Below are 24,432 nucleotides of genomic sequence, written 5' to 3'. Positions count from 1 at the left end.
CCGATATTTAATCGCCCTTTTGCAAACTGTTAAAACGTCTTCGAGACATAGGAGTAAATGCTCGCGGACTCATGGGTAACTAGCTAAACGACAGCCAACTATCCAGGTATGGAAAGAGACTATGACCACAAGTAATAAGAATCTCGGGAATTACGCCAACGATCCCAAAAAAGCGTCTGAGGCCGGCAAAAAGGCGGTCAAGCGTCGGATGGCAACTCTCCCAATGATAGGGAAAAGATCTTCGGGGCTGGACGCAAAGGCGATCAACACAGCCACCGTGGCGGCCGCAAGTCGTAAGTGAGCGAACTGTCGCCCGCGCCTTAGGAAATCCGCCCTCCCTGCTGCTACGCTTTTGACTTCTCAATTGGAGCCAAAACAATGCCCACTGAATATTCACTTTCTGATGTTCTTGAGCGACTGTACCAAAACCAACTCGCCTTAGAGGCGGCCGTGATGGAGTTGACCTTGAGGATTGAGCGCCAGGGTGCGACGGACACTGGAGACAATGTCCGCGGTGCGCTTCAAACGATCGGAGAGAACGCCGGACACATCAAACAGGGCTTGGCTAAGCTGAGATCCCACGGCCAATGATTTAACGCCCCAATGCGGCGGCGAGCTTGTCGGCAACCTCCCCCTGCGCAGCACAAAAACTGACATGCCAAAATGGACAGATTGTTCGCATTGCACGGCGACATCGCCAAGATACGGGCGCGCTCAACCTCTTGTTATGAAAGGCGACGCACCTTGATAGTCCTGTCCGAAGCTACCTTATGCTTGGGCTTGGCCACTCGAATAACCTTGTGCTGACCATCCGCCGTTGTTTCAACGAGCATGCCATTCCTGACCTCCATCACACTAAGTCCGGCCGCCAGCATGTTGATATAAGCAGTTTTGATCGCGCCTTTCGCCATGGCTGGAATTTTCTCTTCCAGCCGGCTCACCAGTTCATCACTTAACATCTGGTTGACCTTCATAACGAGCTCCGCATTCTAGGCCATCACGGAACCAGCCATCGTTGTTGCTGCGCTCTCTGGCAGGCACCGCCCCTTCCTTAGGATGTACGCGAGACGTGTCTGGCCGTCGACACATACAAATTTGTACCAAAATTACCATTAATGCCCCCATCAACGCCCGCCGTCTTCAGCAAGATCTCATGACTGAGGAATGGCAATTCCAGACTCAGAGAGCGGATTCCAGGGGCCACTGTTCGGTCATTTTGACTCAGCTTTTTCCCGCGATGATAACGACCCCAAGCCGCTCTGCCAGATTGAGCACCGTGTCGAACACATTCGAGTCGCCGGTCAAGCTGCGTGACGCCCCCTGCGGGTGGAACGCACCGTCAGGAATCCGGTCACCGAAGAGCACCACCGCACGTGCCGAATCATCTTGTCGCGACACCCAAGACAGTCCTTGGGCATCTGGACACTGACGGTGGATTACCTCGGCCCATTTGCGCGTCGCAGGATATTGATCTTTCTCAGTGTCGATCAGTTGTTTGCGCGTGATGCCCAGTTTCCGCAGGGGCACGCTGGACAGATCAACCAGGTGCAGCGGTTGGCTAACCTGGACGGCAGAATGCACCTGTCCAGTCAGCTTGCCTTTGTCGAAGCTCTTGAAGCCAGCCGTATGGGGAACGTCGTGAAAGACAGTCTCCATCAAGGCGCACTCAACCGTCGTGCCGCCATACAAGGTAGGAATCGCCCGCCCCTGATCATCCTGGATCGGGCTGAAGCGTGCGTTGCCGTGCACACCGGGATTGAATTGATCAGGCTGATACTTATCCTGATGCACACGATGAAGCACATCGCCTTGGGCGATCACGGTAAAAGTGACGTGCAACGTAGCCGCAGGCGCTGGGGTGACGGACGCCGTCAAATCGGTGACAGGCGTCGCCCTATCCTCACTGGACTCGGTACGCTGCTTAGCCATGGACAATGCCCTGGATTTCATCCTGTGCGGCAGCAATCACCCGATCAGGCGCCGATGCCAGCAAGTCCTGGGGCCTTTTGCCGCCCAGAAAACTGTTATCTGAACGGAACCAGTAAGCCATACCCCAGCCGTCCTTGTGGCCAGCGAACGCCTCAATGACTTTGGCTAATGCCTTGAACGGCCGATAGCCCGCGTCCGGGTCCAAGCCGTAGCCAGGGAAATAGTCGACCCCACCGTGGCTGATGGCAAAGATCTGCCCCTGCTTTTTCCATTTGTTGGGCTGGGCACTCGGGTTTCTAGTACTCAACTGGGCCACCTGGGCGATGTCTGCGGCGGTCAGCCAGTCACCGCTTTCCAACACCGCTTTGCGGGCCTGTACCAGCATTGCCGCTTCCTTGAGCAAGCGAGGCGAAGGCGGCTTACGCGTCACAAACACCTCGGCCAGTCGTTCCAGCGACTTCGGGTCCTGACGCTCCTGCAGCACCTCGTACATCGAAGAAGCCACATTGGCGAAGTTTTCCGCCAACACCTCAAATACGCTGAGGTTGATCTGATCAAAAGACACGACCAGCACTCGGTCCGCATGCGAGCGGCTTAAGCTCGCCCGAGCCTCCTTAGGCGTACCGACCAAAGTGGAGACGCCCGACTGCTCTGTAACGCTCATGGAAATCTCCTCACCAGTTATCTGCACTATCAAATACTAGCATATCTTTGATAACCCCAGCCCTGGCCTAGCCTCCATTCATCCGGATGCATAGATAGGTTTGAGGGAGCTCGCCGTGCTGTCGCTCAGCGCATGGCGTTGAGGCGAGAAGCCAAGGACACAACCTTGACATTCAGGTGCTGCGAGCGAACTCGTTCAAGACATGCGTTGGAAACCGCAAGGAGCGGCATAGCAATGTGGCGCCGTCAGCAGACTACAATCTCATCACTGCAAACAAGTCAGCGCACCACGAGCTTGAAAATTTGCATGATGTCAATGTCTAAGGCTGCCCCGGATGCGCTTTTGACTCGATACTCATCACGCCCTACCGTGCACGAGCTACTCCGAAGCCAAGAGCTTTTTAACTTCTGCAATGATGACATCTATGTCGAATGGCTTTGGCAGCACCACATCAAACAAATCGGATCTCTGCATACCGATGTGTGCCTGAGCACCGCTCATTAAGATGATTGGCAAATGGTTGCCGGAAGGAAGAGCTCGCACAGCCGTGGCGAATTCTTGGCCGTCCATAACCGGCATCATGAAGTCGGTAAGAATCAACGCTGGCCGTTCCCTTTCGAGCACCTCGAGTCCTTTTCTACCATTGCTGGCTTTTACGACCATGAAGCCCTCATCCTCCAGCGCGAAGCTGAGAATGTCAGCGATCAGATACTCGTCGTCGACGACCAGGATGGTGGTCATGTTTTCAACCTGCTCAAAGACTTATGAAATTGAACCAGGCAAGGGCTCAGTCGCGACTGAAGGTTCATTTCTCCAAGCCTTTTTCAGGAAAACATCTTGATCACGAATGACCACCTCAAATCGCGAGGGGTCATAGGAACTATCTCGTACTTTAAGAATGGAAAGCGTCCTGCTTAGTTCAGAGCGATTCTCAAAGAAACGCATGAGCATCAAATTATCGACGATGCTTGATAGGTCAGAGTTGGGTGAGCTGATCTCGGAACCGAAAAGGTCACGCATTTCCCAAGAAGCGAATACCGTAACGCCTCTGGAGCGCAGCTCGTTCATTAGGGCGCTGTAGAAGTCTGTAATCCGTCCCGGATTTGTCGAAACGCGCGTCATACCGCTTAGGCTGTCGATGAACAGGCGCTTGATGCCCTTTTCTTTAACGATGCTCAACAGTCTTGAACCGAGTCCATCCAACAAACCTTCAGTGGTGGGCTGCCAGACGATACTCAGCGCACCGCTTTCTTCCATGGCTTCGATGTCGATGCCCAGCGAGAGCCCTTTCAGACGTAACCGCTGTGGACTTTCATAGAATCCAAAATGTAGGCCTGGGGCATCTGCCGTCGACTTAGCCAAAAATTTGAGACCCAGCGTCGTTTTACCGATCCCGGAAGGCCCCATGACCAGAGACACACTAGAGCTGTGTAGGCCCCCGCCCAATATGTCATCCAGTGAATCAATCCCACTGGCTATACGCGTCATGTCTGCACTGTCGGACGACGAAGGACGACTGTACAGGCTTTCCAGACGAGGGTAGACAACTAAGCCGTCATCATTGATTTCGCACTCGTGGAGGCCGGTCAATGCGCTGCTGCCTCGCGTCTTGCGCAGTTGAATACGACGTACCGAACGAGTACCGAATAGCTCCTCTCCCATTTCGATCACACCATCGACCATCGTGTGCTCTGGACTACCATCGTCAAGCCGCGAACTGGTGAGGAACAATACGGTACAACCGGCGAACGCTGCATGTCCCTGCAGCTCTAAGATGAATTTCTTGGTATCGATAGGCGAGTCGGCCTTCGAACGCGCATTGAGCAAACCATCGACGATCATGACGGTCGCCTTCTGCCGACTGATCTCACGCCGAAGCAGTTTTACTACCTCATCCAAGCCTTCATTTTCCAACGTATCAAATGCGCTGACAAATTGGATTTCAGCCCCAACTTTGGATGAGTCGAAAAAGCTCAAAGTAGAGAGAAACTGAAACAGACGGTCATGTGACTCGGCCAGCAGCGTGGCGACTAGAACGCGGCCGCCATTGCGCACGTGATGGAAGCCAAGCTGGTTGGCAAGGATAGTTTTGCCTGAACCTGGGCGGCCTTGGACTATGTATGAAGCGCCCGCGACCAGCCCTCCATTAAGCAGAGCGTCGAGCCCTTCGATTCCGCTTTGAAGGCGTTTGAGCTTTTCCACGATGTGACCCTGATCTGAAAAACAGGCTTTTAAGCCGGATGGATGAAATGCTAACGCCATTTCTAATTCGAGGCTATTCAGGTTGAGTAGAAAGTAGATGAGGAAGATCGTTCGCTTTGGGCGCTAAGTAACCATCCAAAAGCGAATGCTTCTGGACAAAGCTGCCGGATGCAACTCGCCTCCACATCCCCTCCCCCGGAATATGCATGGAGACACGACCGCTGGCCGATGATCGAGCGGATTCCCGGCGGCATAAGCTGACCTCAGAGAGGCATCGGGCCACCGTATTACCAGCTGTATTTCTGACTTACCCTCTGACTCCTACGAACCCGAGACTGCATCATGGATAGACTAAGTAGGGCCGAAATAGAGGCCGCCTTGGGATGCTTACTGCCAGGTTGCACGGTCAAATGTGTCCTTTGCGCCGACGGTACTGCCTCACTCTCGGTGACCGGTGAGACCGGCGAATCATTCGCGGTGGTGGGATTGGTAAGAAGCGACTATCGAGGGGAAGCTGGATTAAAAAGCCTCGCCAAACATATCTTTGGAGACATCCAGCTAGCCCGACAGGGCTTGAAAACTCACAGAGCGCAACCACCTGGCAATCTCAGCAATCAATCCAGCATGACCATTCCACCGCAACATAGAGCCCGCCACTAGACGGGTTTCTGCTTGATATTTGTCGCTAAACTCGTGTACGAAACTTCCGCGATGGATCGGGCGTAGAACGCTACAGCTTCCTCAGCAAGCCCTCGCCATTCAGCGTTATTGATGATTCCCTGCTGCCTATATTCGTCAGCAATTGGTAGGAGAAGGTCATACTGTCTTTCAGCGTCTGCTCGGCCCTTCGGCCTTCGAAGCAGTTCTCTCCATACATTAAGCGCTTGGTCCTTATTCAGTTCAGCCATCTTCCTTTCCCCCAAATATCGTCCTGCGGTGGAGCCTAGCATCACCGGTATGTTCCATACTGAGGATGGATGGAGGATCGTTCAGAACGGATGCGATACCGTGATAGCCTTCGGTTCGTCTAGAATGGCTCTCTCCAGCATATCGACGCTCAAAGAGGCAGGCTCGAATCAGGAACGTGTTTATGTCGCTCAAAAATGCTTTTGCTGCTGTGCTTAAAGCGATGCGCGCCGGCAGAGGATTGACTCAGAGAAATCTCGCCGAAGTCAGCAGTCGAACATACGTCTCAAAATTAGAGCGAGCCCAGTCAAGCCCAACGCTAGAGATGATCACGGCTTTGAGTGGCTCACTCAGTGTGAATCCTCTGACTCTGGTGGCTATTACTCTTTGCGCCGAGTCAGGTCAGTCCGTAAACGCTTTGCTGCGTCGTACCCAAGAGGAACTGGCGGATCTAGCCCACGAGGGTGTTCTTGAGAATCTGGCGATTTCGTCGGGGGCTGAGTCACTAACTCCACGCCCCTCTACTAAGCCCTCAATTCGTCGCTCAGTGATGAAGTCCCAGCAAGTCGAATTCTGCTTCGCTGAATAAACGTTTTTCATTGCCGTGCGATCAGATGGCAGACAGGGTTGCGATTGTGGCACTCATTCGAAAATCAAGAGGTCGAGTAATGCGTAATTTCGATCTTGACCTGAATAGGGTCGCTGTCCCGTCCTGAATAAGATTTACACCTAGAAGGGTCGCGAATTGTGTACCCATGATTTTGGGTACTGCTTTAACCAACCTTTAGGTTTTTGACGTTAACGAGGTGCAAGGCAGACGGAGTGGTTGCGCACCCGCCACGAGCAGTGCAGCGCAAGTCTGGGTGCATCATGGCCCCGATCTTGACCGTCTGCTCCACCAAGTCGTCAAAGGAGATCACTGCGTCAAAACCACCCAAGGCTGCGGTGGAAGCGCTCCAAGCGTGGCCGACACCGGCGATGTTTCGCGCATGGCAGGGAATTTCGACCTCCCCTCCAACCGGGTCACATATCAGTCCCAACGTATTCATCAGGCAAATTGAGGCGGCTGCGATAATTTGTGCAGGCGCACCTCCGAAATAGTGAGTGATGCCCGCCGCCGCCATCGCTGACGACGTACCGGTCTCAACCGAACAGCCGCCGGTTTCGGCCGCGTAAGAACCTCTTACCGCAAAAAGTGCGCCGATCAAAGCCATCACTTTCAAGCTATTGCTCAACTCGACGTCTGATGCTCCCAACTCTCGCAGAGCGTGCAAACAGCCAGGGACAATGCCGGCACTCCCAGCAGTAGGTGCGGCACAAACAACGCCGCGGCTGGTGGTTTCTTCCATGGCCGCAAGTGCCCCGGCAATCGCCGACTTAAGGAAGCTGTTATCGAGCGGCTCTGGAAGCTTTGCCTGGGAAAATCTACGCGCGGTAGGACGCAGGTATTTCATACCGACGCTGTTTTCTTTTGACAGGCCTGCGGCGACCGACGCGGCCATCAAACGAACGCGTTCGATAAAGCGATTATCAATTTCCGCCGGACTCTGATTGAGCCGGTGGCATTCATATTCAAGGGCATAGACCGCGAGGTCGGCGTCGTCCGCTACGAGCTGAAGGAGGTGGCTGGCCCCTTGCAACGTCCGCTCACGATTGCAGACGACTTCCTGCGTTGGCTGCGCGGTACGAACCAATCGTGTGCCCGGCAGGCCACGCAAATCGGCCAACATCTGCGAGGAAGGCGGCGTTGCGATCGAATATAAAGCCGCTCCGTCAAGTCGACGCTGGTCAAACACCCGGACGCCTTCAAGGCATGCATTGATAGAGGCCAGGTCCGGATCGTCCTGCTCCACAATCAACGTGTGCGCACAGCCGTCGACGTTGATGTGTCGCCCATTGAGATGGGTAACGAGGAAGGTCCCGCCTCCGAGTGAAACACCTTCGAAGACATCGCTGCGGGCCCCCTGCGCACCTTCCACACACACATGGAGATCAACCCGGTTCGGATGATCATTACGTTCCAAGGGACAAATCTCGATATTGAATTGAAACGCCTCGCCCCGCTCCAAACGAACCAGCGCCTGAGTGTAAGCTTCAGATGCGATCTCCACACCCGCCAAGCCGGCTGCAAACCCCTCATCGCTGCCTTGGTTGCTGTAGACCTGGGCGAAAGAGCCTGAAGGGTCGAAGCAGATCAGCACCGATTTCAAGCGTTCGCCAGTTGTCAGAGCCAACTCCCTCACGGTTTTGCCGATCATGTAGGGCGCAGCGGAATGCGAGCTTGACGGGCCGCGCATGACGGGGCCGATTACGGTGTTGAGCAGGCTGATGTCTTGGGTCATGGTCGCTTCCACTTCAGTGGTTCGAATTTATGTAAAGGCTCAGGCTTGCAATTCGCCCGAATGATTCGCGCGGCCATCCCGTAGTGAACGGCAGACCATAATCCGCACAAGGCCATGCCTGCCAGCATGATGCGCAGTGACTGAAGGGCATCCACACCTAAAGCCTGCATTACGTCCGAGCCTGCTCCGATGAGCATAGGGGCCGCCGCCAGGCATGCGATATTCGAATTGAACATATAAATGGCGGAACCCTTGGCCCTCATCTCAGGCGGAAGATAATTCTGAATAAGTGCCGTTGTCGGCCCTAGATAAACGTAGATGGCTGGGACGAACACCCAGAGAAAGGCCAGGTAGTTTTCCCGAGTGGCGATAGTGAAGAGCAACACACCAGGAATGGTGGCCAACACCGCCACACTCCCCACGTACACGGATTGCCAGTGGACAGGCTTGGACCTTAGATACGTCATGACGGCAATAGTGATGAACATCAACAAACTACCGCCGATAGCGTGGACGGGGCCCATGGCTTGTCCAGCAGCGCCGGTGGACAACCCATAGGCCCGGTAGAGGTATGCCGGTATCCACCAAACGATCCCCCACCCCCAGAACGAATAGAGTGTGGCACCTTTCATAATGTGCGAAAGCGCAGGGTGTGAGCGTATGTAGCGGACAGTATCCACCAAGCTCGCCTGCGTCGGCGCAATCTGATGCTGATCCAGGTTCCCGCGTACAGGCTCCTGCAGCATTAGCCCAAGCAGGGCAATTGGCAGCCCTGCCAGCCCAAAAAAGATCAGGGTGCTGCGCCATCCAAACTGGTCGTTAAGCAAGCCTGCCCCAGATGATCCAAGCCATGCGCCGCCTGTCGCGCCCAACGCGAATATGGACAAAGCTACTGCGCGAGCGCGCGGGGGAAAATTGTCGGAAATGAGTGCATGACTGGCGGGGGTAGAGCCCGCTTGTCCTAGGCCAACACCGACGCGCGCAGCGAGGATCTGCCAGAATCCTGCGGCAAAGCCACAGGCTACCGTCATCGTGGACCAAAACAGCAGAGATGCGCAGATGACGGTCTTGCGACTGGACCTGTCTGCCAAGGTCGCGAGAGGTAAGCCCGCAACTGTGAATACCAGGGCGAGGGATACGCCGGTTGCGAATCCTACTGCCGAATCACCCCAGCCAAATTCGGTTTTGATGGGTTCCAGCAAAGTGGACATGACATAGCGATCCGCAATGTTCACCGCAAAGATAAGCGTAACAACGCACAATGTGACAACGGGGACAAATGCCTGGGGAAAGGGACGGATATTTCTCCAGGAGCGTATCGCATGCTCACTCAATGAAAGCTCTGATTTCATTCACGAGGCCTGAATATTCTGGATCACCGCATCCATTGCTGAGAGCTGCAAGGGCCGCGTTGCCGCGAGCCTTGCAGAGGGACATCTCAGAGGGCAGCAGTAATCGACATTTCCACCAGAACATCTGGTGAATACAGGGCCGCTTGAACGGTTGCCCGTGCGGGGATCGCTTCGTGGTCAAGCCAGGCATCCCAGGCTTCATTCATGCCGGCGAAATCAGCGTTGATGTCTTTCAGGTAAACCGTAACCGAGAGAATTTTGGATTTATCGGTTCCGGCCTCGGTCAACTTGCGGTCAACATTGGCGAGCGTTTGCCTGGTTTGCTCACGGACGTCGCCAACGAAGTCATCGGCCAGTTGACCAGCCAAATAAACGGTACCGTTGTGGATTACGATTTCGGTCAAGCGCTTTCCGACGTGCTTACGGACAATCGACATATTTTTATATCCCTCGTTTTCGATTACTCGACTCCCCGGCTATCGTCGGGGAGGAAGTGACACCCAGCAACCTCGAACACCGACGTGGTGCTCAAGCATGGCCGGGGCGACTTCTTTGATGTTGGTACGCGGACAGTCCGCTCAGGCGGTCTTCTGATGAACCGAAGGGATGGCGCAACGATCAGGTTGCGCCATCCACGCTCAGTGACTAATCAGGCTGCATTGACATCCATAGTGCCCGGCTCGGCAGGCGAGAAGACTTCCAGCAGTTCCATGTCTTCGGAGTAATCCATGAGGTCGTGTGCAGCCTTTGGAGGGTGATAAACGAAATCCCCCGCATGAAAGGTGAACTCGCCTTCCCCCTCGTACCAGAACTTCACCCAACCCTTGAGCACGTAGACCATCTGGAAGCTCATTGGGTGCCAGTGCCGGCCTGTGGTGTGGCCGAGCTCCCGGGCACGTGTGATCTGGCCACCGTATGCACCATTGGTAGCTTCTGCCAGGCCGAAATCACGCTTGACCAGCCAATCGCGGAAGCCGTCGTCGGTGAAGGGGGCGTTTGCACGGGAAACGCAGAACTTGCCGTCTTGGGAATCACTCATTTGAAAATCTCCGATGTTTTTTTGTAATTCAAGGCCAGTCAAGGCATGGAAGATTGAAATGGCCAGCAGCTAACGCACGCTGGTGCACCAAAGCCCACTAAGAGTGACGAGACCCCCATCTGAACCCAACCCCATTGCACGAAAAGGGTATCAAGCCATTTATAAAGTTCCACCATGTGGACCTTGGAGCTCACATATTGAAACATCGCCTATTTTTTCCGTCAAGCTTCTGCGGACGAAATGCGATGCCTGGCTGGACTGAATTGCTGAACGAGGAAAGTCTTATTCGCTGGCGATTCCTTCGCAGACTCGCTGTAGCGGTCTAATGAAGCTCATGCCTGAAGGCGCTTGGCCTGGAGCGGGCTTAGCGCCTTGTTTTTGCTTGCGAACCACCTCACACTGGCCGGATAAACAGACCAGTTACGGAGTAGGTGTGGCCAGTTCAGAGTCGATTCCAGGGACCCTTGCGCTGACAAAGGGGATTCAGGTTCTTCGCGCAATTTCGGAAGGGGGACGCAACGCTCGCTTTGCGGACCTGATGGCCCAGACAGGGTTTCCCAAACCGACCCTGTATCGAATTATCAAAGCGCTGATGGTTGAAGGGCTCGTTCGCCATGACCCTAAGAGCGGCAGCTACCATCTGGGTGTAGGCTTCCTTAGGCTCGCCTTCCAGGTGCTTGAACAACTTGATATCCGAGAAGTCGCACACGAAGAGCTGAAGCGGCTGAGCCACCACACCAGCGAAGCTGTGCACCTGGCGGTCCTGGATGGACGCGATACGGTTTACATCGATATTGCTGAAAGCAGCCAAGCGATAGGCGCCGTAGGCAAACTCGGTTCAACCTCAGCAACCTATGCAGCTGCCAGCGGCAAGGTGATCGTCGCATTTCTGCCCAATGATGCCCTTCGCCGGCTTGTCGATGGCCTTGAGCTGTCGCCGCTCACAGCCCATACCGTCACGTCCAAGAATAAGTTGCTCGAAGAACTCGCAGCGATTCGAGAGCGCGGCTACGCCCTGAATGAAGAAGAAGAAACACCTGGGATTCATGGCGTAGCGGCCCCCATATTCAACCTCTCTGGGGAGGTCATCGCCTCGATCGGAATCTCGATCCCTAGCTTCCGCTACGATGCAGCCCGCTTGCAGTTCTATGTAGACGGCGCGGTATCGGCGGCACGCGACATTTCAGCAAAGCTGGGCAACATGGCAGCCAAGACCTGATCGTCAACCAATCCTCCGCAGATCCGCACATGCAAGAAAGGCCCGGCGTAAGCCGGGCCTTTCTTTATTGCCGATCATCCAACGGGACGCTTCAGAAACGGAAACCTCAGCAACCTCTCCAGACAATCAGCCGGCAGCAACCACCTTTGGCGAACCTACAATGGTTGTATCCGGTTTGGAGGACGCTCCCGGCTTCATCAGCCGACCCGCCGCCCAGTAGTGATAGGCTGCCCATACACCCGTGAACGAGGTGGCCAGCAGAGCCCAACGCAGCGACTCTTGAGGGGCCGCCAAGTAAGGCTGCATGATGTCAGAACTGAATCCGATCATCAGTGGCGCTAGTGCAAGGCACGGGATGTTCGACATGAACATATAGATCGCCGCACCCTTGGCTCGCATCTGAGGAGGCAGCAAATTCTGCACCAAGGCCGCAGTTGGACCAATGAAGACATAGATGGCGGGAATAAACGCCCACATCATCCATTTGGCAACCTGCAGGTCATGAGTGAGAAACAGCGCGACCGATGGAACCGTCCCGATCAGCGTAAAAATTGCGGTGAAATACGACGGCCAGCTTGTGGGCCGATTCTTGAGCACTGCCATGGCGATGACAGTGACAATCATCAAAGCCGTGCCGCCTATCCCGTAGATCGGGCCGAGCATCGCACCGGCTTCACCAGTGGTCAGACCGAACGAGCGCGAAAGAAACGCAGGAACCCACCAGACAAGCCCCCACCCCCAAAAAGACACCACGCCTGAACCCAGCATCACGTGAAATAGCGCACGGTTCTTCTTGTCGACGATGTAGCGCAGCGTATCGACAAGGCCAGCGCTGGTTGACGCATCTTTAACCTGAACATCACTTTGGCCACGCTTGGGCTCTTTGATCATCAGCGTAATCAATGCGACCGGAAAACCGCACACACCGAAGATGATCAGGGTCTCGCGCCAGCCATAAGCATCATTCAACATGCCTGCGCCTGACGCTCCCAGCCACGCTCCGATACTCGCGCCCAATCCCATGATGGAAAGCGCCAACGGACGGGCTTTATCCTTGAACTTGTCCGCCAACAGCGCATGACTGGATGGAGTCGCACCCGCTTCTCCGATACCCGTGCCAACACGTCCAAGGAGCATGTGCCAGAAGTTTGTGGCTAATCCACAGACAACCGTCATGCTGGACCAGGCAACAATTGAAATCGCAATTAGTTTTTTGCGATTGGTTCTGTCGGCCAGGGCGGCAATTGGAAGGCCGGCCAGGGTATAAACGATGGCAAGCGAGACGCCAGTGAGAATACCCGTGGCTCCGTCACTCAGCTGGAAATCAGCCTTGATCGGCTCCAGCAAGGTGGAGAGGACGTAGCGGTCAGCAATGTTTACTGCATATACCAATGTGAGGATCGCGACTGCGAGCCACGCGCCGGCAACATATTGGTCGGATCCGCTATCTGAAGAACCTGCGGACAGGTCCTCTTTAGGTTGATAGGTCTTCTTGGTCATGAAACGCCTCCTGTTATTTTTTTACTAGGCAGGTCATTTAATTGGGGTGTCGTTATCTATAACGACTGCACCTCAGAATCCACGGTTATGGCTTCTGTAGCATTCCTTCATGGTTGGGTTGCTAAGCATCCCTACAAGCCATGCACGCAATGACATCTGTTTTTATTGGGTGAACCAGAACTTCTTTCGATAAGCGTGGCGCCGGTGTCCGGGCCCAACTGCTTCAGCCGGGCCGGGACATTCGCTGTCAGGCGGCCTTTTCGGTGTCGACCGTGCCAGGGTTGGCAGGAGAGAACACCTCCAGCAACTCCATGTCTTCAGAGTATTCCAGCAAGTCGTGAGCAGCCTTTGGTGGGTGATAAACGAAGTCCCCCGCGTAGAAGGTGAACTCGCCCTCCCCTTCGTACCAGAACTTCACCCAGCCTTTGAGCACGTAAACCATCTGGAAGCTCATCGGATGCCAATGAGCACCCGTGGTGTGGCCAAGTTCACGAGCCCGGGTGATCTGTCCACCGTAAGCACCGTTGGTGGCCTGTTCCAAGCCCAGATCGCGCTTGATCAACCAGTCGCGGAAGCCATCATCAGTGAAGGGTTCATCGGCGCGTGAAATACAGAATTTTCCGTCATTGGAATCGGTCATTTTTCGGGTCTCCACTTTTTTATGGTTATTCAGGCTGTGTAGAGAGCTGGCTGGTACGCGATGAAGCCTCGATTACCAGACGCTACTATATCCTCATCAAGTATCACATTGTGAACCCTTGAGTCCGTATAGTGAAACACCGGTGTTTAAAGGCGTCAAGAGGCCGCTGGTCGCAAAGCACAATGACGATTGGGTGATTTGTTTGGTCAGGGGAGCAACGTCACCGGCGAAGACCGGAACACTCCGGCACAGCTTCTAAACGCTACGGCGGTTCACGAGGAGAGACAGAGGGACGGTACTCGCGACGAACGTCGATCAATAATCGGATGGATCAGCGCGGTTTAAACGCGGACATGTCCTGAAGCAACATGGTGAGTAAGCGACTCGAGCCGACACTCAGTTGCCTTCCCAAGCGGCTGATCAAATGCACTCGCGGGCTGGCAAAAATCTCATTGTGCAGAGCCAAGGTGCAAAGACCACCGGCCTCCACTTCTTCATCCACTACGAACGTGGGCAGGAGCGTCACGCCGCCTTGCATGGAGTAACGCTTGAGCATGGCGATGGTGTTGCAGGTCAAGGTCGGATTTAGCATGACACCTAACTGATGCTCAGCGAGCGTGAGAATCTGCCTGATACCAAAGGAGACACCTGGCAACGCCAATCGATACGAATCCAACCCTTCAAGCGGAATCGGACTTTTGGTTTGGGCCAAGGGGTGCTGTGGATTTACAATTACGCGGACCGGCTGCGGTTGCGAGGCGTGGGAACGTATTTTCGGATCAGCCGCCGGGTTGAAGACCAAGCCTAGATGCGCTTCATCCTCTACAACCTGCCGTATGACCTCGTTACTGCCGCAGACATTCACCTGAATCTCGACCTTTGGATAGAGCGTTGAGAAGTTGCTCAATGGGCCTGCCAACCCATCGATGAATCCTTCTCCCACCGCGAGCACCACGGACCCGCTCTGAAGCCCTCTCAATGCCTGCAGGGAGTCGAGCAACAGTTCTTGATGCGTCAGACGCTGGCGGTAATAACCCAGCACACGATCACCGGCCTCGGTAGGTTTTACCCCTCGCCTATGCCGCTCCAGCAATGGCGCACCGAGTTCCTGCTCGAGCTGGCTTATTTGCCGGCTTACGGCGGACGGCGCAACGTTCAGGAAATCAGCCGCAGCTCGCACGCTGCCGAGCCTCACCGCCTCGAAAAAATAAAGGATTCGACGATCCTGCACCAAGCTCATACCTCTCCTGTGTTGCGCTAAAGGCAACAAAGTTTTGAATTTGTGAATATTGCTGGAGCTTCTGCAGCGTGTCCATACTCGATCCATCAGCAACAGGAGATGGATATGAGCCCCCTTTGGCAGCGCCTTCGCGATCAAGCCCACCAACTGGCCGAGCGCAACCCGGCACTACGCGACTATGCGACAAGCCACCTGCTGGCCTATTCCACCTTCGAGGCTGCGCTCGCCGCGAACCTTGCACGCCAGTTGCAAGCTCAAGCCAGCAACGTGGCATTGGAAAGCTGGTTCAAGTCAATCATTGACGCCTCCCCGTCCATCGCACTGGCCGCCGCTGCCGATATCAATCATTTGGAAGTCGTCAATCCTGCCTGCCTGGACCACCTCACGGCGTTCCTCACGTTCCGTGGCATCCAGGCTGTGCAGGCTTATCGCATTGCCCATGTGCTGTGGACTGAAGGTGACGTGCAAAGCGCCGTGCTTGTGCAGAACTGGGCGGCAAACACCTGGGCTATCGATATCCATCCGGCGGCACGCCTGGGCAAATCGCTATTTGTCGATCACGGCATGGGGCTTGTCATTGGCGAGACCGCTGTAGTCGAGGATGAGGTCAGTCTGTGGCACGGGGTGACGTTGGGCAGCACGCTCAATGAGGCCGGCGACCGACACCCGAAGATCCGCCGAGGCGCACTGATTTGCGCGGGGGCGACCGTGCTCGGAAACATTGAAGTGGGCGCCAACGCGATCGTGGCGGCCAACTCAGTAGTGCTCAAACACGTGGTGGCAGGAACGGTTGTCGCCGGGGCTCCGGCAAAAGTTGTCGGTAATACCCCAGCATCTCTCGCCACCTTCACAACAAAATCCCAAGGCTAACCAGGAGCCACCACCATGACAGCCGTTGCTCAATTCCCGCAGGGTATCGATCACCCCCTGGTCACTGTGCGAAATCACGCCGAGGCTTTGGAGCTTTATCGCAGGATGGGATTCGCTCCTTCTCCAGTCAGCTATCACCCGTGGGGAAGCGTTACTTCTTTGATGATGTTCCCTAGTAATTTCATTGAGTTGATTGGTGTCGATGATCCGTCCCAGTTCGGTACCAACTCGGTGAACGGCTTCTGCTTCGGACGTCAGCTGGGTCAATTCCTTGACCGCGGCGAGGAAGGTGTTTCGTTGGTGGCGCTGCACAGCAAGGACGCCGATGCCGATCATGGGCGGATGGTCGAGGCTGGACTCGAAAGCCAGGGACGTATTGATTTCCGCCGCCGAATGACGCTTCCCGATGGACGCCACGATGAAGCGGTGGTGTCGCTGGCGCTCTTTATCGATCCAGCACTACCCGATGCCTCCAACTTTATCTGCCATCAACATCGTCCTGAGCTGATCTGGGTTCCAGGCTGGCAGAACCATCCAAATGGCGCGGACGGGATTCTCGCCATTACCTATCTGGCAGACCCCAAGCTGCTTGAACCTCGCTGGCGCGCCATCTACGGCGATGCGGTGAAATATAAGGACGCCGTTCTGGAAGCAGATACCCAATGCGGCGTGTTGCGTGCCATCGACGCTGCGACGGCGACCCAAGAGTTTCCAGGCATGGACCTGCCCCAGAGGGCTCAGCAATCCCCTCACGCTGTTGCCATTCGCCTGCACACAAAAAGCCTCATGACATTGCGATCGATCCTCGAACACAACGAGGTCCCCCATCGTGACCTCCCCGGCCGGGTCGTCGTTGAGCCGCAAGCGGCCGGCAACGTCATCCTCGAATTCGTACAGAATAATTAACTGAGACTGTTCAAATGACTATGAAAGTTGGCGTCATTGGTTTGGGCAACATGGGCGGTGGCATGGCCGCGACGCTCGCTGGCAAAGGATTTGATGTGAGTGGCTTCGATCTTTCTGAAGCGGCACTCGCCCAGGCTAAAGAGAAAGGCGTCAAACCGATCACCGACCGTAAGCAGCTGATCAATGAATCGGATGTTTTGATCCTGTCTCTGCCTAAAGCTGAACATGTGGAAGCGGTGTGCCTGGGCCAGGGTGGAATTATCGAATTCGGCCGTGAAGGCCTGATCGTGGTGGATACCACCACCTCCACCCCTGAAACCAGCCGCAAGGTCGCCACAGCACTGGCAAGAATGGGTATCGCCTTCATCGATGCACCGGTCTCCGGCGGACCTAAGGGTGCCGCTACCGGGACCATGTCGATGGTCATCGGCGCAGAGGATGCGGATCTGGCTCGCGCCATGCCGGTGCTGGAAGGCATGAGCGGTACGCGCGTTCACGTGGGTAAATGCGGGGCCGGCAATGTGGCAAAAATCGCCAACAACATGCTCGCCGCGTGTCACTTGATCAGCACCGCGGAAGCCGTCTCGATGGCCGCTAAAGCGGGTGTGGAACCTGAAAAGCTGTTGCAAGGGTTGAACGCAGGTTCGGGCCGCAGCGGTGCGACCCAAATCATGTTCCCGACGTGGGTACTGAACAAAGCGTATGACTCTGGTTTCACCATGGGCTTGATGCGCAAAGACGTAGGCCTTGCCAGTGACCTGGCCGACAGCCTGGATCTCGACCTTCCCCTGTCCAGGATCGTCGCCCTGCTTTGGAAAGCCAGCAGCGAAACGCTGCCAGATAACGAAGACTTTTGCGCGATTGTCCAGCGCACCGATGCCAAGCTTTATGGCCGTGAGAATAATCAATGAGCACTCAAAAAATCCTCGAATTGATGCGCCCATTCTGGGGTGATCGCAGTGTTGTCGGCAGCTTCGTCGGTGGTGAGTTCATCGATGGTCACGGTTCCCCGGTAGAAGTACGAAACGCTCACGATGACAGTGTGTTGCTCACCTTCCCCGACGCTGATGAGACGTTGATTGCGCATACCGACAAAGTGGCAAAGGCAGCACAAGCCCAATGGTGGGCGCTCACTGCGCAAGCGCGTGGTCGCGCGATGTATCAAATTGGCGCACTTATTCGCGAACACACCGACTGCCTTGCACAGATCGAATCGCTGACAGCCAATAAGCCCATCCGTGACGCCAAGGTCGAGGTGTCCAAGGTCGCGGAAATGTTCGAATACTACGCGGGTTGGGCAGACAAACTGCACGGCGAAGTCATCCCTGTCCCGACCTCTCATTTGAACTACGTCACCTATGAGCCCCTGGGCACCGTTCTGCAGATCACGCCCTGGAATGCGCCTATTTTCACCTGCGGCTGGCAGATTGCACCGGCCATCGCCGCTGGCAATGCAGTTATCCTCAAACCCTCTGAGCTGACCGCCCTGTCGTCACTCGTAGTCGGTGTATTAATCGAACGTGCTGGCGTATCTAGAGGGCTGGTCAATATCATCGCGGGCTTTGGCCACACCATCGGCCAAGGCTTTATCGCCAAGGCGGACATCCGTAAGGTTGTCTTCGTGGGCTCGCCAGCAACAGGACAACACATCGCCGTCGCAGCCGCGCAGCGCTGCATCCCTGCGGTGCTGGAGTTGGGTGGCAAATCGGCAAACATCGTGTTCGAGGACGCCGACCTGGACATCGCATTGCGCGGCGCCCAGGCAGCGATTTTCTCGGGCGCCGGCCAGAGTTGCGTATCAGGATCTCGCTTGTTGGTTCAGGCATCGATCTTTGAAAAGTTCACCCAGGCGCTTGCTCAGGCAGCCACGAATTTCAAGGTCGGCGATCCGAGCGATCCCGAAACTCAGATCGGTCCGATCAACAATGCCAAGCAGTACACCCATGTAAAAACCATGGTCGAAGGTGCGTTGAAAGACGGCGCCAGACTGGTCGGCCAGGATGCGGACCCCATTCCGAACAAGCCTGGCTATTACATCAACCCAACCGTGCTGGCAGGTACCAACGACCTGTACTGTGCCCAAGAAGAAATCTTCGGGCCGGTGGTTATCGCAATCCCGTTCAACGACGAAGCCGATGCGATCCGTATTGCCAACGACAGCCGTTTCGGCCTGGCCGGCGGTGTATGGACGAGAGATGTCGGTCGTGCACACCGAGTGGCCAAGCAAGTTCGCGCCGGTACCTTCTGGATCAACGGCTACAAGACTATTCACGTCAGCTCCCCCTTCGGCGGCTACGGCGAGAGCGGCTACGGTCGTTCCTCCGGGCTGGACGCTCTTCGCGAATACAGCGAAGTGAAAAGCGTTTGGGTTGAAACCGCTGCCAAACCTGCCGCCAGCTTCGGCTACGGCGCGAGCCTGGAGTAAGCACCATGTCGATCTCCAAAGCCTTGATAGAAGATGCCATTACCTGGCGCCGCGGATTTCACGCGGCCCCCGAACTCGGCTACGCCGAGCTGCAGACCTCTGACCGTGTCGCACAGCTTCTTGAAAGCTTTGGAATCGAAGTCCATCGCGGATTGGGCGGTACCGGCGTGATCGGCACCTTGAGCAATGGCCAAGGTCCTACGATCGGCATTCGAGCCGACATGGATGCCCTGCCCATCCAAGAGCTGGGACACTGTAGCCACAAATCGACTCATCAAGGCTGCATGCACGCCTGTGGGCATGATGGGCATACGGCAATCCTGTTGGCTACCGCTAGCCATCTAAGTGAAACCCGGCATTTCAGCGGAACCGTCCATTTTGTCTTTCAACCCGCCGAGGAAAGTCTTGCGGGGGCGAAGAAAATGATTGAAGACGGACTGTTCAAGCACTTTCCCATGGATGCCATCTACGGGCTGCACAACTGGCCCGGCGCCCCGGCCGGGCACGTGGTAATCAACCCCGGTCCCATGATGGCGTCTCTGGACACCTTTGAAATCACCCTGACCGGCAAAGGCTGTCATGCCGCTATGCCGGACAAAGGGGCGGACCCCATCATCGCCGCCGCGGAGCTGATTCTCGCGTTGCAGACAATCCCCTCTCGACGGCTATCCCCGCTCGACAGTGCAGTGATCAGTGTCACCCAAATCAACGCAGGCGAAGCGATCAACGTCATTCCTGAAACGGCGGTGATCAAGGGAACAGTACGCTGCTTGCAGTCTCCGGTTCGCGACAAGGTCCAAGCGCTGATAGGTCAGTTCGTAGAACAGTTACCGGGAGCATTCAACATCAAGGGCCAGTTGACGTATCACGTTGGCTATCCCGTCACGGAAAACCATGTGGAAGCAGCCTCAATGGTTCGCCGGGCGGCGGTTGCGGCTGTGGGCGAGTCAAAAGTCCAGTGGGGATGTAACCCTTCAATGGCATCGGAAGACTTCTCTTTCATGCTCCAGGCCTGCCCCGGTGCTTATTTGTGGATGGGGGTTGATGGGGAGAAACCGTCAGCTGCGTTGCACAACCCTTACTACGACTTTAACGACCAGGTTATCGAGCCTGGGGTAGCTGTTTGGACCCAATTGGTAGAGCAGTCGCTACCAATAACTTGATGATCGCTGACGTCCAAATCACTTGAACCCGGTATTCCAGCCGGAATAACAATAAGAAGACGACCATGCCAAATAATAAAAAGAAATACAGTCCTTGCTGGGCGCCCTGACGCCCTGCTCTTGTTTCTGCCCTCCATATTTTGATGTTGAACACTACGCCAGAACCAGGCCGACGGCCTGGCTGCGCGCGGATTTAGCAACTTACCCTTCCCAAACACGAGAGCATCATAATGAAACAAGAAAAAAAGCTATTGAAATTGGCTTCAACCGTAGCGTGCCTGACCCTCGGCACTGTGTTTGCAATCAATGCCCATGCGGGCGCTACGCTTGATAACGTCAAAAAGAAAGGGTTCGTACAATGCGGTATCAGTGACGGCCTTCCTGGCTTTTCGTACGTGGACGCCAAGGGAGAATTTCATGGCTTCGACGTCGATGTCTGTCGTGCTGTTGCCGCCGCCGTATTGGGTGACGCGAAGAAAGTCAAATACACCCAATTGACCGCCAAGGAGCGTTTTACCGCACTTCAATCGGGCGAAGTCGACATGTTGTCTCGAAGCACAACGTGGACCTCGTCTCGAGACGGAGCGATGGGCATCCAGTTCACGAATGTTGCCTACTACGACGGCCAGGGTTTCCTGGTAAACAAAAAGCTGGGTGTTAAGAGTGCCAAGGAGTTGGACGGCGCCACCTTTTGCATTCAGGCGGGTACGGTGACCGAGCTGAACCTGTCGGATTATTTCCGTAGCAACGGCATGAAGTACACCCCCATCACGTTTGATACCTCTGATGAGAGTTTCAAGGCGCTGGAGTCGGGGCGCTGTGATGTGCTGACCTCGGACCAGTCGCAGCTTTACGGCCAGCGCTTGAAGCTCGCTACCCCTGATGACTTCGCGGTTCTCCCCGACGTGATTTCAAAAGAGCCATTGACCCCTGCGGTACGCAGAGGTGATGAAGACTGGTTCACCGTGGTGCGCTGGTCACTCGCTGCGATGCTCAACGCCGAGGAACTGGGCATCACCTCAAAAAACGTCGCTGACATGGTCAAATCGTCCAAGAATCCCGAGATCGCGCGCTTGCTCGGAACCGAAGGTGCACTCGGCAAGGATCTCAATCTGCCCAACGACTGGGCGGCGAAGATTATTGCCCAGGTTGGCAACTACGGTGAGTCCTTTGAACACAATCTGGGGACGGGTAGCGACATGAAAATAAAACGCGGGCTGAACGCGTTGTGGAGCCAAGGCGGCCTCCAATACGCTCCGCCTGTACGCTGACATTCACTGGCCCGGCAGTTAGCTAACTGCCGGGCATTGCCCCTTCGATCGCTTACCTACGCCGACGGTGGGCTCAATCAGTAACTTGTCAGAGCTAGGACCCGGCGGCGTTTATTGAACTGATTCATCCGGCAACGCTATAGCTCTCCCGTGCGCATAGTTACGTTCCCCGCCAGTTTGCAAACACATCCTCAAGCCGACTCGTTCTGCTGGTATGCAGCGGAGCGAGCGTCTGAATGTCGCGATTCAGCTTTTTTCTCTTCCCACTTGGCAATCACCAGCGGTGCCAGTGCATTGCCCAGAACGTTCAGCGCAGTGGTAGGCATGTCCATCAGGCGGTACACACCCGCGATAAATGCGATTCCCTCCAACGGTAACCCCGCGCTCGCCAACGTGGCGGACAGAATGACAAACATGAACCCTGGGACGCCAGCTGCCCCTTTCGAGGTCAAAACCATCGTAACCACCAGCAAGGCCTGGGTGGAAAGGCTCAGGTCAATGCCATAAAGCTGCGCAACGAACAAAGTACCTATACCCAGGAACAGCGACGCCCCGTCCAGATTGAAAGAGTATCCAATCGGCACAACGAAACTGACCAACGACCGCGGTGCGCCAAAGGTTTCCAATTTGGCCATGAGCTGCGGCATGACCGCTGCCGAGCTGGCGCTCGAAAACGCCAGGATCAGTTCATCTTTGAGATGTTTGATCAGACCGATGAAATCAATGCCGGCAAATTTGGCGATCGAACCCAATACGGCGAAAGCGAAGAAAATGATGGCGGCGTAACTGACGAGAATCAGCTTGACCAGCGGAAGGAGTGATCCGAACCCGAAGTTCGCGACGGTCACTGCGATCATGCCGAAAACACCTATGGGTGAATACGCCATGATCATCGACGTTATCTTGAACATCGCCTCGGAAACCCCACGCAGACTGTCGATCAGGGGCTGCTTGCGCTCCTTTGGCAGCTTCGATACGCCAAGCCCGAACATAACGGCAAAGAACAGCACCGGGAGCAGGTTCCCCTTTGCCATTGCATCGACGATGTTATCAGGGATGATATTCACGATTATCTGCGCGAAACCGTGATTGGCGGTACTGGCCGCTGCGATGTTGATATCCGCAGCTTTGAGGCTGGCCAGATCCGTACCTGTTCCCGGCTGCAGTAGATTACCAATGACCAGCCCCACGATAATAGCTGTGGTCGTGACGGCAAAAAAATAGCCCAGGGTTTTCGCACCCACGCGCCCCAAGGATTTGCCGTCACCGCTGCCTGCAATGCCAACAACCATGCAGGCGAAGACAATCGGGACGACGATCATCTTCATCAACCGAATAAAAATATCGCCGGCAGGTTGGAGAACATTACTGATCATCCATGGACGCGACTCTGGGAATTGATGAAGGATCGCGCCAACTACAATACCAGCAGCCAGCCCCAACATTATTTGAATAACTAGGGGTATGCGTGGCTTATTCATGGCTATTCGCCTTTTATTTTAGTAAATGATCTTTCATGCGCGCCTGGAGAGGCGCGCGTGGAGGGGTTAGCTTCAGGACAATTTTTCGCAGGCCATTTGGAACCGTTTACAGCCCTCTTCAATGACGTCCATCGAACTCGCGAAGCTCAGTCGAACATAGGGCGAAAGCCCATATGCTGCTCCGGCCACGGTGGCCACGCCCCCTTCTTCCAACAGGAATTTGACCAGTTCGGTGTCCGATTGGATGCTTACTCCCGCTGGAGTTTTCTTACCTATAAGTCCAGCGACATTGGCATAGATGTAGAAAGCACCGTCGGGCAAAGTGAAAGTCACGCCTCCAACGGGACGCAGCAGATCAGCCATACGCTCCCTGCGCGCCGTGTAGATTTCGCGCATGGACTGGATAGGCGCTTGATCACCGGCAAAGGCTGCGACTGCCGCGGCCTGGCTGATCGAGCTAGGACACGTGGTCGTTTGGGACAACAGTTTGCCGATCGCAGCGATCAGGAATTTGGGACCGGCCCCAAAGCCCAGACGCCAGCCCGTCATCGCGTAGCCTTTCGAGGCGCCATTGAGTATCAGCGTCCGCTCTTTTAGATCGGGCGCCAGCTTGACGAGTGACAGATGAGCGGTTTCTCCGTAAACGAAATGCTCGTAGATTTCGTCGGACATGATCAGCACGTGCGGGTGCTTTCTCAATACCTTGGCCAGGCCTTCCAGCTCTGCCTCACTGTAGACTGCACCACTGGGATTGTTCGGAGTATTGAGGATCACCCACTTCGTTTTCGGGGTGATTGCTGCGTCAAGCTCCGCGGGTTGGAGCTTGAATCCATTCGACTCGCAGCCAGGAATAATGACCGGAGTGGCATCGTTCAGTTTGGCGATATCCGGGTAGGACACCCAGTACGGCGTGTGAACGATCACCTCATCATAACGATTCAGCGTCGCCGCCAGGGCGTGATAAATAATGTGCTTGCCGCCACAACCCGCAACGACTTCGTCCAGGCCATACGAGACACCGTTGTCACGCTGCAATTTCAAGATAATGGCTTCGCGTAAAGCGAGTGTACCTGTGGTGCTCGTGTAATGGGTTTCCCCATGCTCCATCGCATATTGTGCGGCTTTCAGAATGTGCCCCGGGGTATCCAGATCAGGTTCGCCAATGGTAAAGTTGACGATGTCCTTGCCTTCAGCCCTGAGCTTGCCTACTAAAGCGTTAGCTTCGACGCTGGGGGACGGCGCAATACCCAATACGCGTTCGGATAAAAACTGCTGACTCATGG

General features: G+C 55.3%; 23 protein-coding genes and 1 pseudogene. 10 read left to right on the top strand and 14 right to left on the bottom strand.

The genetic code is table 11. The features are described 5' to 3' along the window. The first annotated feature begins 121 nt into the window (after positions 1-121). Both AC09SL_RS03815 and AC09SL_RS03810 read left to right on the top strand, forming a co-directional pair. Positions 122-297, top strand: a pseudogene (locus AC09SL_RS03815) (con-10 family general stress protein). Positions 298-378: 81 nt separating this feature from the next. After that, a complete protein-coding gene (locus tag AC09SL_RS03810; RefSeq protein ID WP_058545190.1) occupies positions 379-591 on the top strand; it encodes a hypothetical protein in 213 nt (70 codons plus the stop codon). Positions 592-725: 134 nt separating this feature from the next. On the opposite strand, the gene AC09SL_RS03805 is transcribed toward AC09SL_RS03810, so the two are convergent. The 5 genes from AC09SL_RS03805 to AC09SL_RS03785 all read right to left on the bottom strand — a co-directional run bounded on the left by AC09SL_RS03805 (position 726) and on the right by AC09SL_RS03785 (position 4,798). Continuing rightward, a complete protein-coding gene (locus AC09SL_RS03805) occupies positions 726-974 on the bottom strand; it encodes a hypothetical protein (protein WP_058545189.1) in 249 nt (82 codons plus the stop codon). A 247-nt stretch (positions 975-1,221) separates the two neighbouring features. Then, entirely contained in the window at positions 1,222-1,929 is a 708-nt protein-coding gene (locus tag AC09SL_RS03800; RefSeq protein ID WP_058545188.1) for an RES family NAD+ phosphorylase, read from the bottom strand. Continuing rightward, entirely contained in the window at positions 1,922-2,494 is a 573-nt protein-coding gene (locus AC09SL_RS03795; protein ID WP_231139217.1) for a hypothetical protein, read from the bottom strand. Before AC09SL_RS03795 ends, AC09SL_RS03800 begins: the two co-directional genes overlap by 8 nt. A gap of 477 nt (positions 2,495-2,971) precedes the next feature. Continuing rightward, entirely contained in the window at positions 2,972-3,334 is a 363-nt protein-coding gene (locus tag AC09SL_RS03790) for a response regulator (protein ID WP_058545186.1), read from the bottom strand. A gap of 21 nt (positions 3,335-3,355) precedes the next feature. Then, positions 3,356-4,798: an ATPase domain-containing protein gene (locus AC09SL_RS03785; protein ID WP_196764446.1), complete on the bottom strand. Its 1,443-nt coding sequence runs from the start codon at positions 4,796-4,798 to the stop codon at positions 3,356-3,358. A gap of 1,087 nt (positions 4,799-5,885) precedes the next feature. Between AC09SL_RS03785 and AC09SL_RS03780 the strand changes: the two genes are divergently transcribed. Then, positions 5,886-6,290, top strand: coding sequence for a helix-turn-helix domain-containing protein (locus tag AC09SL_RS03780; protein ID WP_058545184.1), 405 nt, complete (start codon positions 5,886-5,888; stop codon positions 6,288-6,290). Between the two features lie 184 nt (positions 6,291-6,474). Here the strand turns inward: AC09SL_RS03780 and AC09SL_RS03775 are convergent, their stop codons facing one another. The 4 genes from AC09SL_RS03775 to AC09SL_RS03760 all read right to left on the bottom strand — a co-directional run bounded on the left by AC09SL_RS03775 (position 6,475) and on the right by AC09SL_RS03760 (position 10,434). Continuing rightward, positions 6,475-8,043: an L-serine ammonia-lyase, iron-sulfur-dependent, subunit alpha gene (locus AC09SL_RS03775; protein WP_058545183.1), complete on the bottom strand. Its 1,569-nt coding sequence runs from the start codon at positions 8,041-8,043 to the stop codon at positions 6,475-6,477. Beyond that, a complete protein-coding gene (locus AC09SL_RS03770; protein ID WP_058545182.1) occupies positions 8,040-9,395 on the bottom strand; it encodes a spinster family MFS transporter in 1,356 nt (451 codons plus the stop codon). Before AC09SL_RS03770 ends, AC09SL_RS03775 begins: the two co-directional genes overlap by 4 nt. 86 nt (positions 9,396-9,481) lie before the next feature. Next, complete coding sequence (locus AC09SL_RS03765) at positions 9,482-9,832, bottom strand: RidA family protein (RefSeq protein WP_058545181.1); 351 nt, start codon at positions 9,830-9,832, stop codon at positions 9,482-9,484. Positions 9,833-10,044: 212 nt separating this feature from the next. Further along, positions 10,045-10,434, bottom strand: coding sequence for a cupin domain-containing protein (locus AC09SL_RS03760; protein WP_058545180.1), 390 nt, complete (start codon positions 10,432-10,434; stop codon positions 10,045-10,047). A 433-nt stretch (positions 10,435-10,867) separates the two neighbouring features. Between AC09SL_RS03760 and AC09SL_RS03755 the strand changes: the two genes are divergently transcribed. Continuing rightward, positions 10,868-11,653, top strand: a complete 786-nt coding sequence (locus AC09SL_RS03755) for an IclR family transcriptional regulator (protein WP_058545179.1) — start codon at positions 10,868-10,870, stop codon at positions 11,651-11,653. Between the two features lie 126 nt (positions 11,654-11,779). Here AC09SL_RS03755 and AC09SL_RS03750 read toward each other — a convergent pair whose 3' ends face one another. The 3 genes from AC09SL_RS03750 to AC09SL_RS03740 all read right to left on the bottom strand — a co-directional run bounded on the left by AC09SL_RS03750 (position 11,780) and on the right by AC09SL_RS03740 (position 15,033). Then, a complete protein-coding gene (locus AC09SL_RS03750; protein WP_058545178.1) occupies positions 11,780-13,153 on the bottom strand; it encodes a spinster family MFS transporter in 1,374 nt (457 codons plus the stop codon). 247 nt (positions 13,154-13,400) lie between these two features. Further along, positions 13,401-13,793, bottom strand: coding sequence for a cupin domain-containing protein (locus AC09SL_RS03745; RefSeq protein WP_058545177.1), 393 nt, complete (start codon positions 13,791-13,793; stop codon positions 13,401-13,403). A 331-nt stretch (positions 13,794-14,124) separates the two neighbouring features. Further along, complete coding sequence (locus AC09SL_RS03740) at positions 14,125-15,033, bottom strand: LysR family transcriptional regulator (RefSeq protein WP_058545176.1); 909 nt, start codon at positions 15,031-15,033, stop codon at positions 14,125-14,127. Between the two features lie 105 nt (positions 15,034-15,138). On the opposite strand from AC09SL_RS03740, the gene epsC reads away from it, so the two are divergent. The 6 genes from epsC to AC09SL_RS03710 all read left to right on the top strand — a co-directional run bounded on the left by epsC (position 15,139) and on the right by AC09SL_RS03710 (position 21,668). Continuing rightward, positions 15,139-15,903, top strand: a complete 765-nt coding sequence (gene epsC, locus AC09SL_RS03735; RefSeq protein ID WP_058545175.1) for a serine O-acetyltransferase EpsC — start codon at positions 15,139-15,141, stop codon at positions 15,901-15,903. A 15-nt stretch (positions 15,904-15,918) separates the two neighbouring features. Next, the gene (locus tag AC09SL_RS03730) at positions 15,919-16,809 is read left to right on the top strand and encodes a VOC family protein (protein WP_058545174.1); all 891 of its coding nucleotides are present in this window, start codon (positions 15,919-15,921) and stop codon (positions 16,807-16,809) included. Positions 16,810-16,823: 14 nt separating this feature from the next. Further along, the gene (locus AC09SL_RS03725; protein WP_058545173.1) at positions 16,824-17,720 is read left to right on the top strand and encodes an NAD(P)-dependent oxidoreductase; all 897 of its coding nucleotides are present in this window, start codon (positions 16,824-16,826) and stop codon (positions 17,718-17,720) included. Continuing rightward, positions 17,717-19,234 carry an aldehyde dehydrogenase family protein gene (locus AC09SL_RS03720; protein WP_058545172.1) on the top strand — a complete coding sequence of 506 codons (1,518 nt, stop codon included), beginning with the start codon at positions 17,717-17,719 and terminating at the stop codon, positions 19,232-19,234. The genes AC09SL_RS03725 and AC09SL_RS03720 overlap by 4 nt, the downstream gene beginning before the upstream one ends. A gap of 5 nt (positions 19,235-19,239) precedes the next feature. Further along, the gene (locus AC09SL_RS03715) at positions 19,240-20,397 is read left to right on the top strand and encodes a M20 aminoacylase family protein (protein WP_058545171.1); all 1,158 of its coding nucleotides are present in this window, start codon (positions 19,240-19,242) and stop codon (positions 20,395-20,397) included. Between the two features lie 230 nt (positions 20,398-20,627). Continuing rightward, positions 20,628-21,668 (top strand): amino acid ABC transporter substrate-binding protein, encoded by a 1,041-nt coding sequence (locus AC09SL_RS03710; protein ID WP_058545170.1) that lies wholly within the window; start codon positions 20,628-20,630, stop codon positions 21,666-21,668. Positions 21,669-21,859: 191 nt separating this feature from the next. On the opposite strand, the gene AC09SL_RS03705 is transcribed toward AC09SL_RS03710, so the two are convergent. Together AC09SL_RS03705 and AC09SL_RS03700 are read right to left on the bottom strand one after the other, a co-directional pair. Next, positions 21,860-23,149, bottom strand: coding sequence for a cation:dicarboxylate symporter family transporter (locus AC09SL_RS03705; protein ID WP_058545169.1), 1,290 nt, complete (start codon positions 23,147-23,149; stop codon positions 21,860-21,862). Between the two features lie 72 nt (positions 23,150-23,221). Continuing rightward, positions 23,222-24,430 (bottom strand): aminotransferase class I/II-fold pyridoxal phosphate-dependent enzyme, encoded by a 1,209-nt coding sequence (locus AC09SL_RS03700; RefSeq protein ID WP_058545168.1) that lies wholly within the window; start codon positions 24,428-24,430, stop codon positions 23,222-23,224. Between the last annotated feature and the right edge of the window lie 2 nt (positions 24,431-24,432).

The sequence above is a fragment of the Pseudomonas sp. PF05 genome (genome assembly GCF_056521845.1).
Note: the sequence above shows the minus strand (reverse complement) of the source record. Positions and strands in the feature narration are given on the sequence as shown.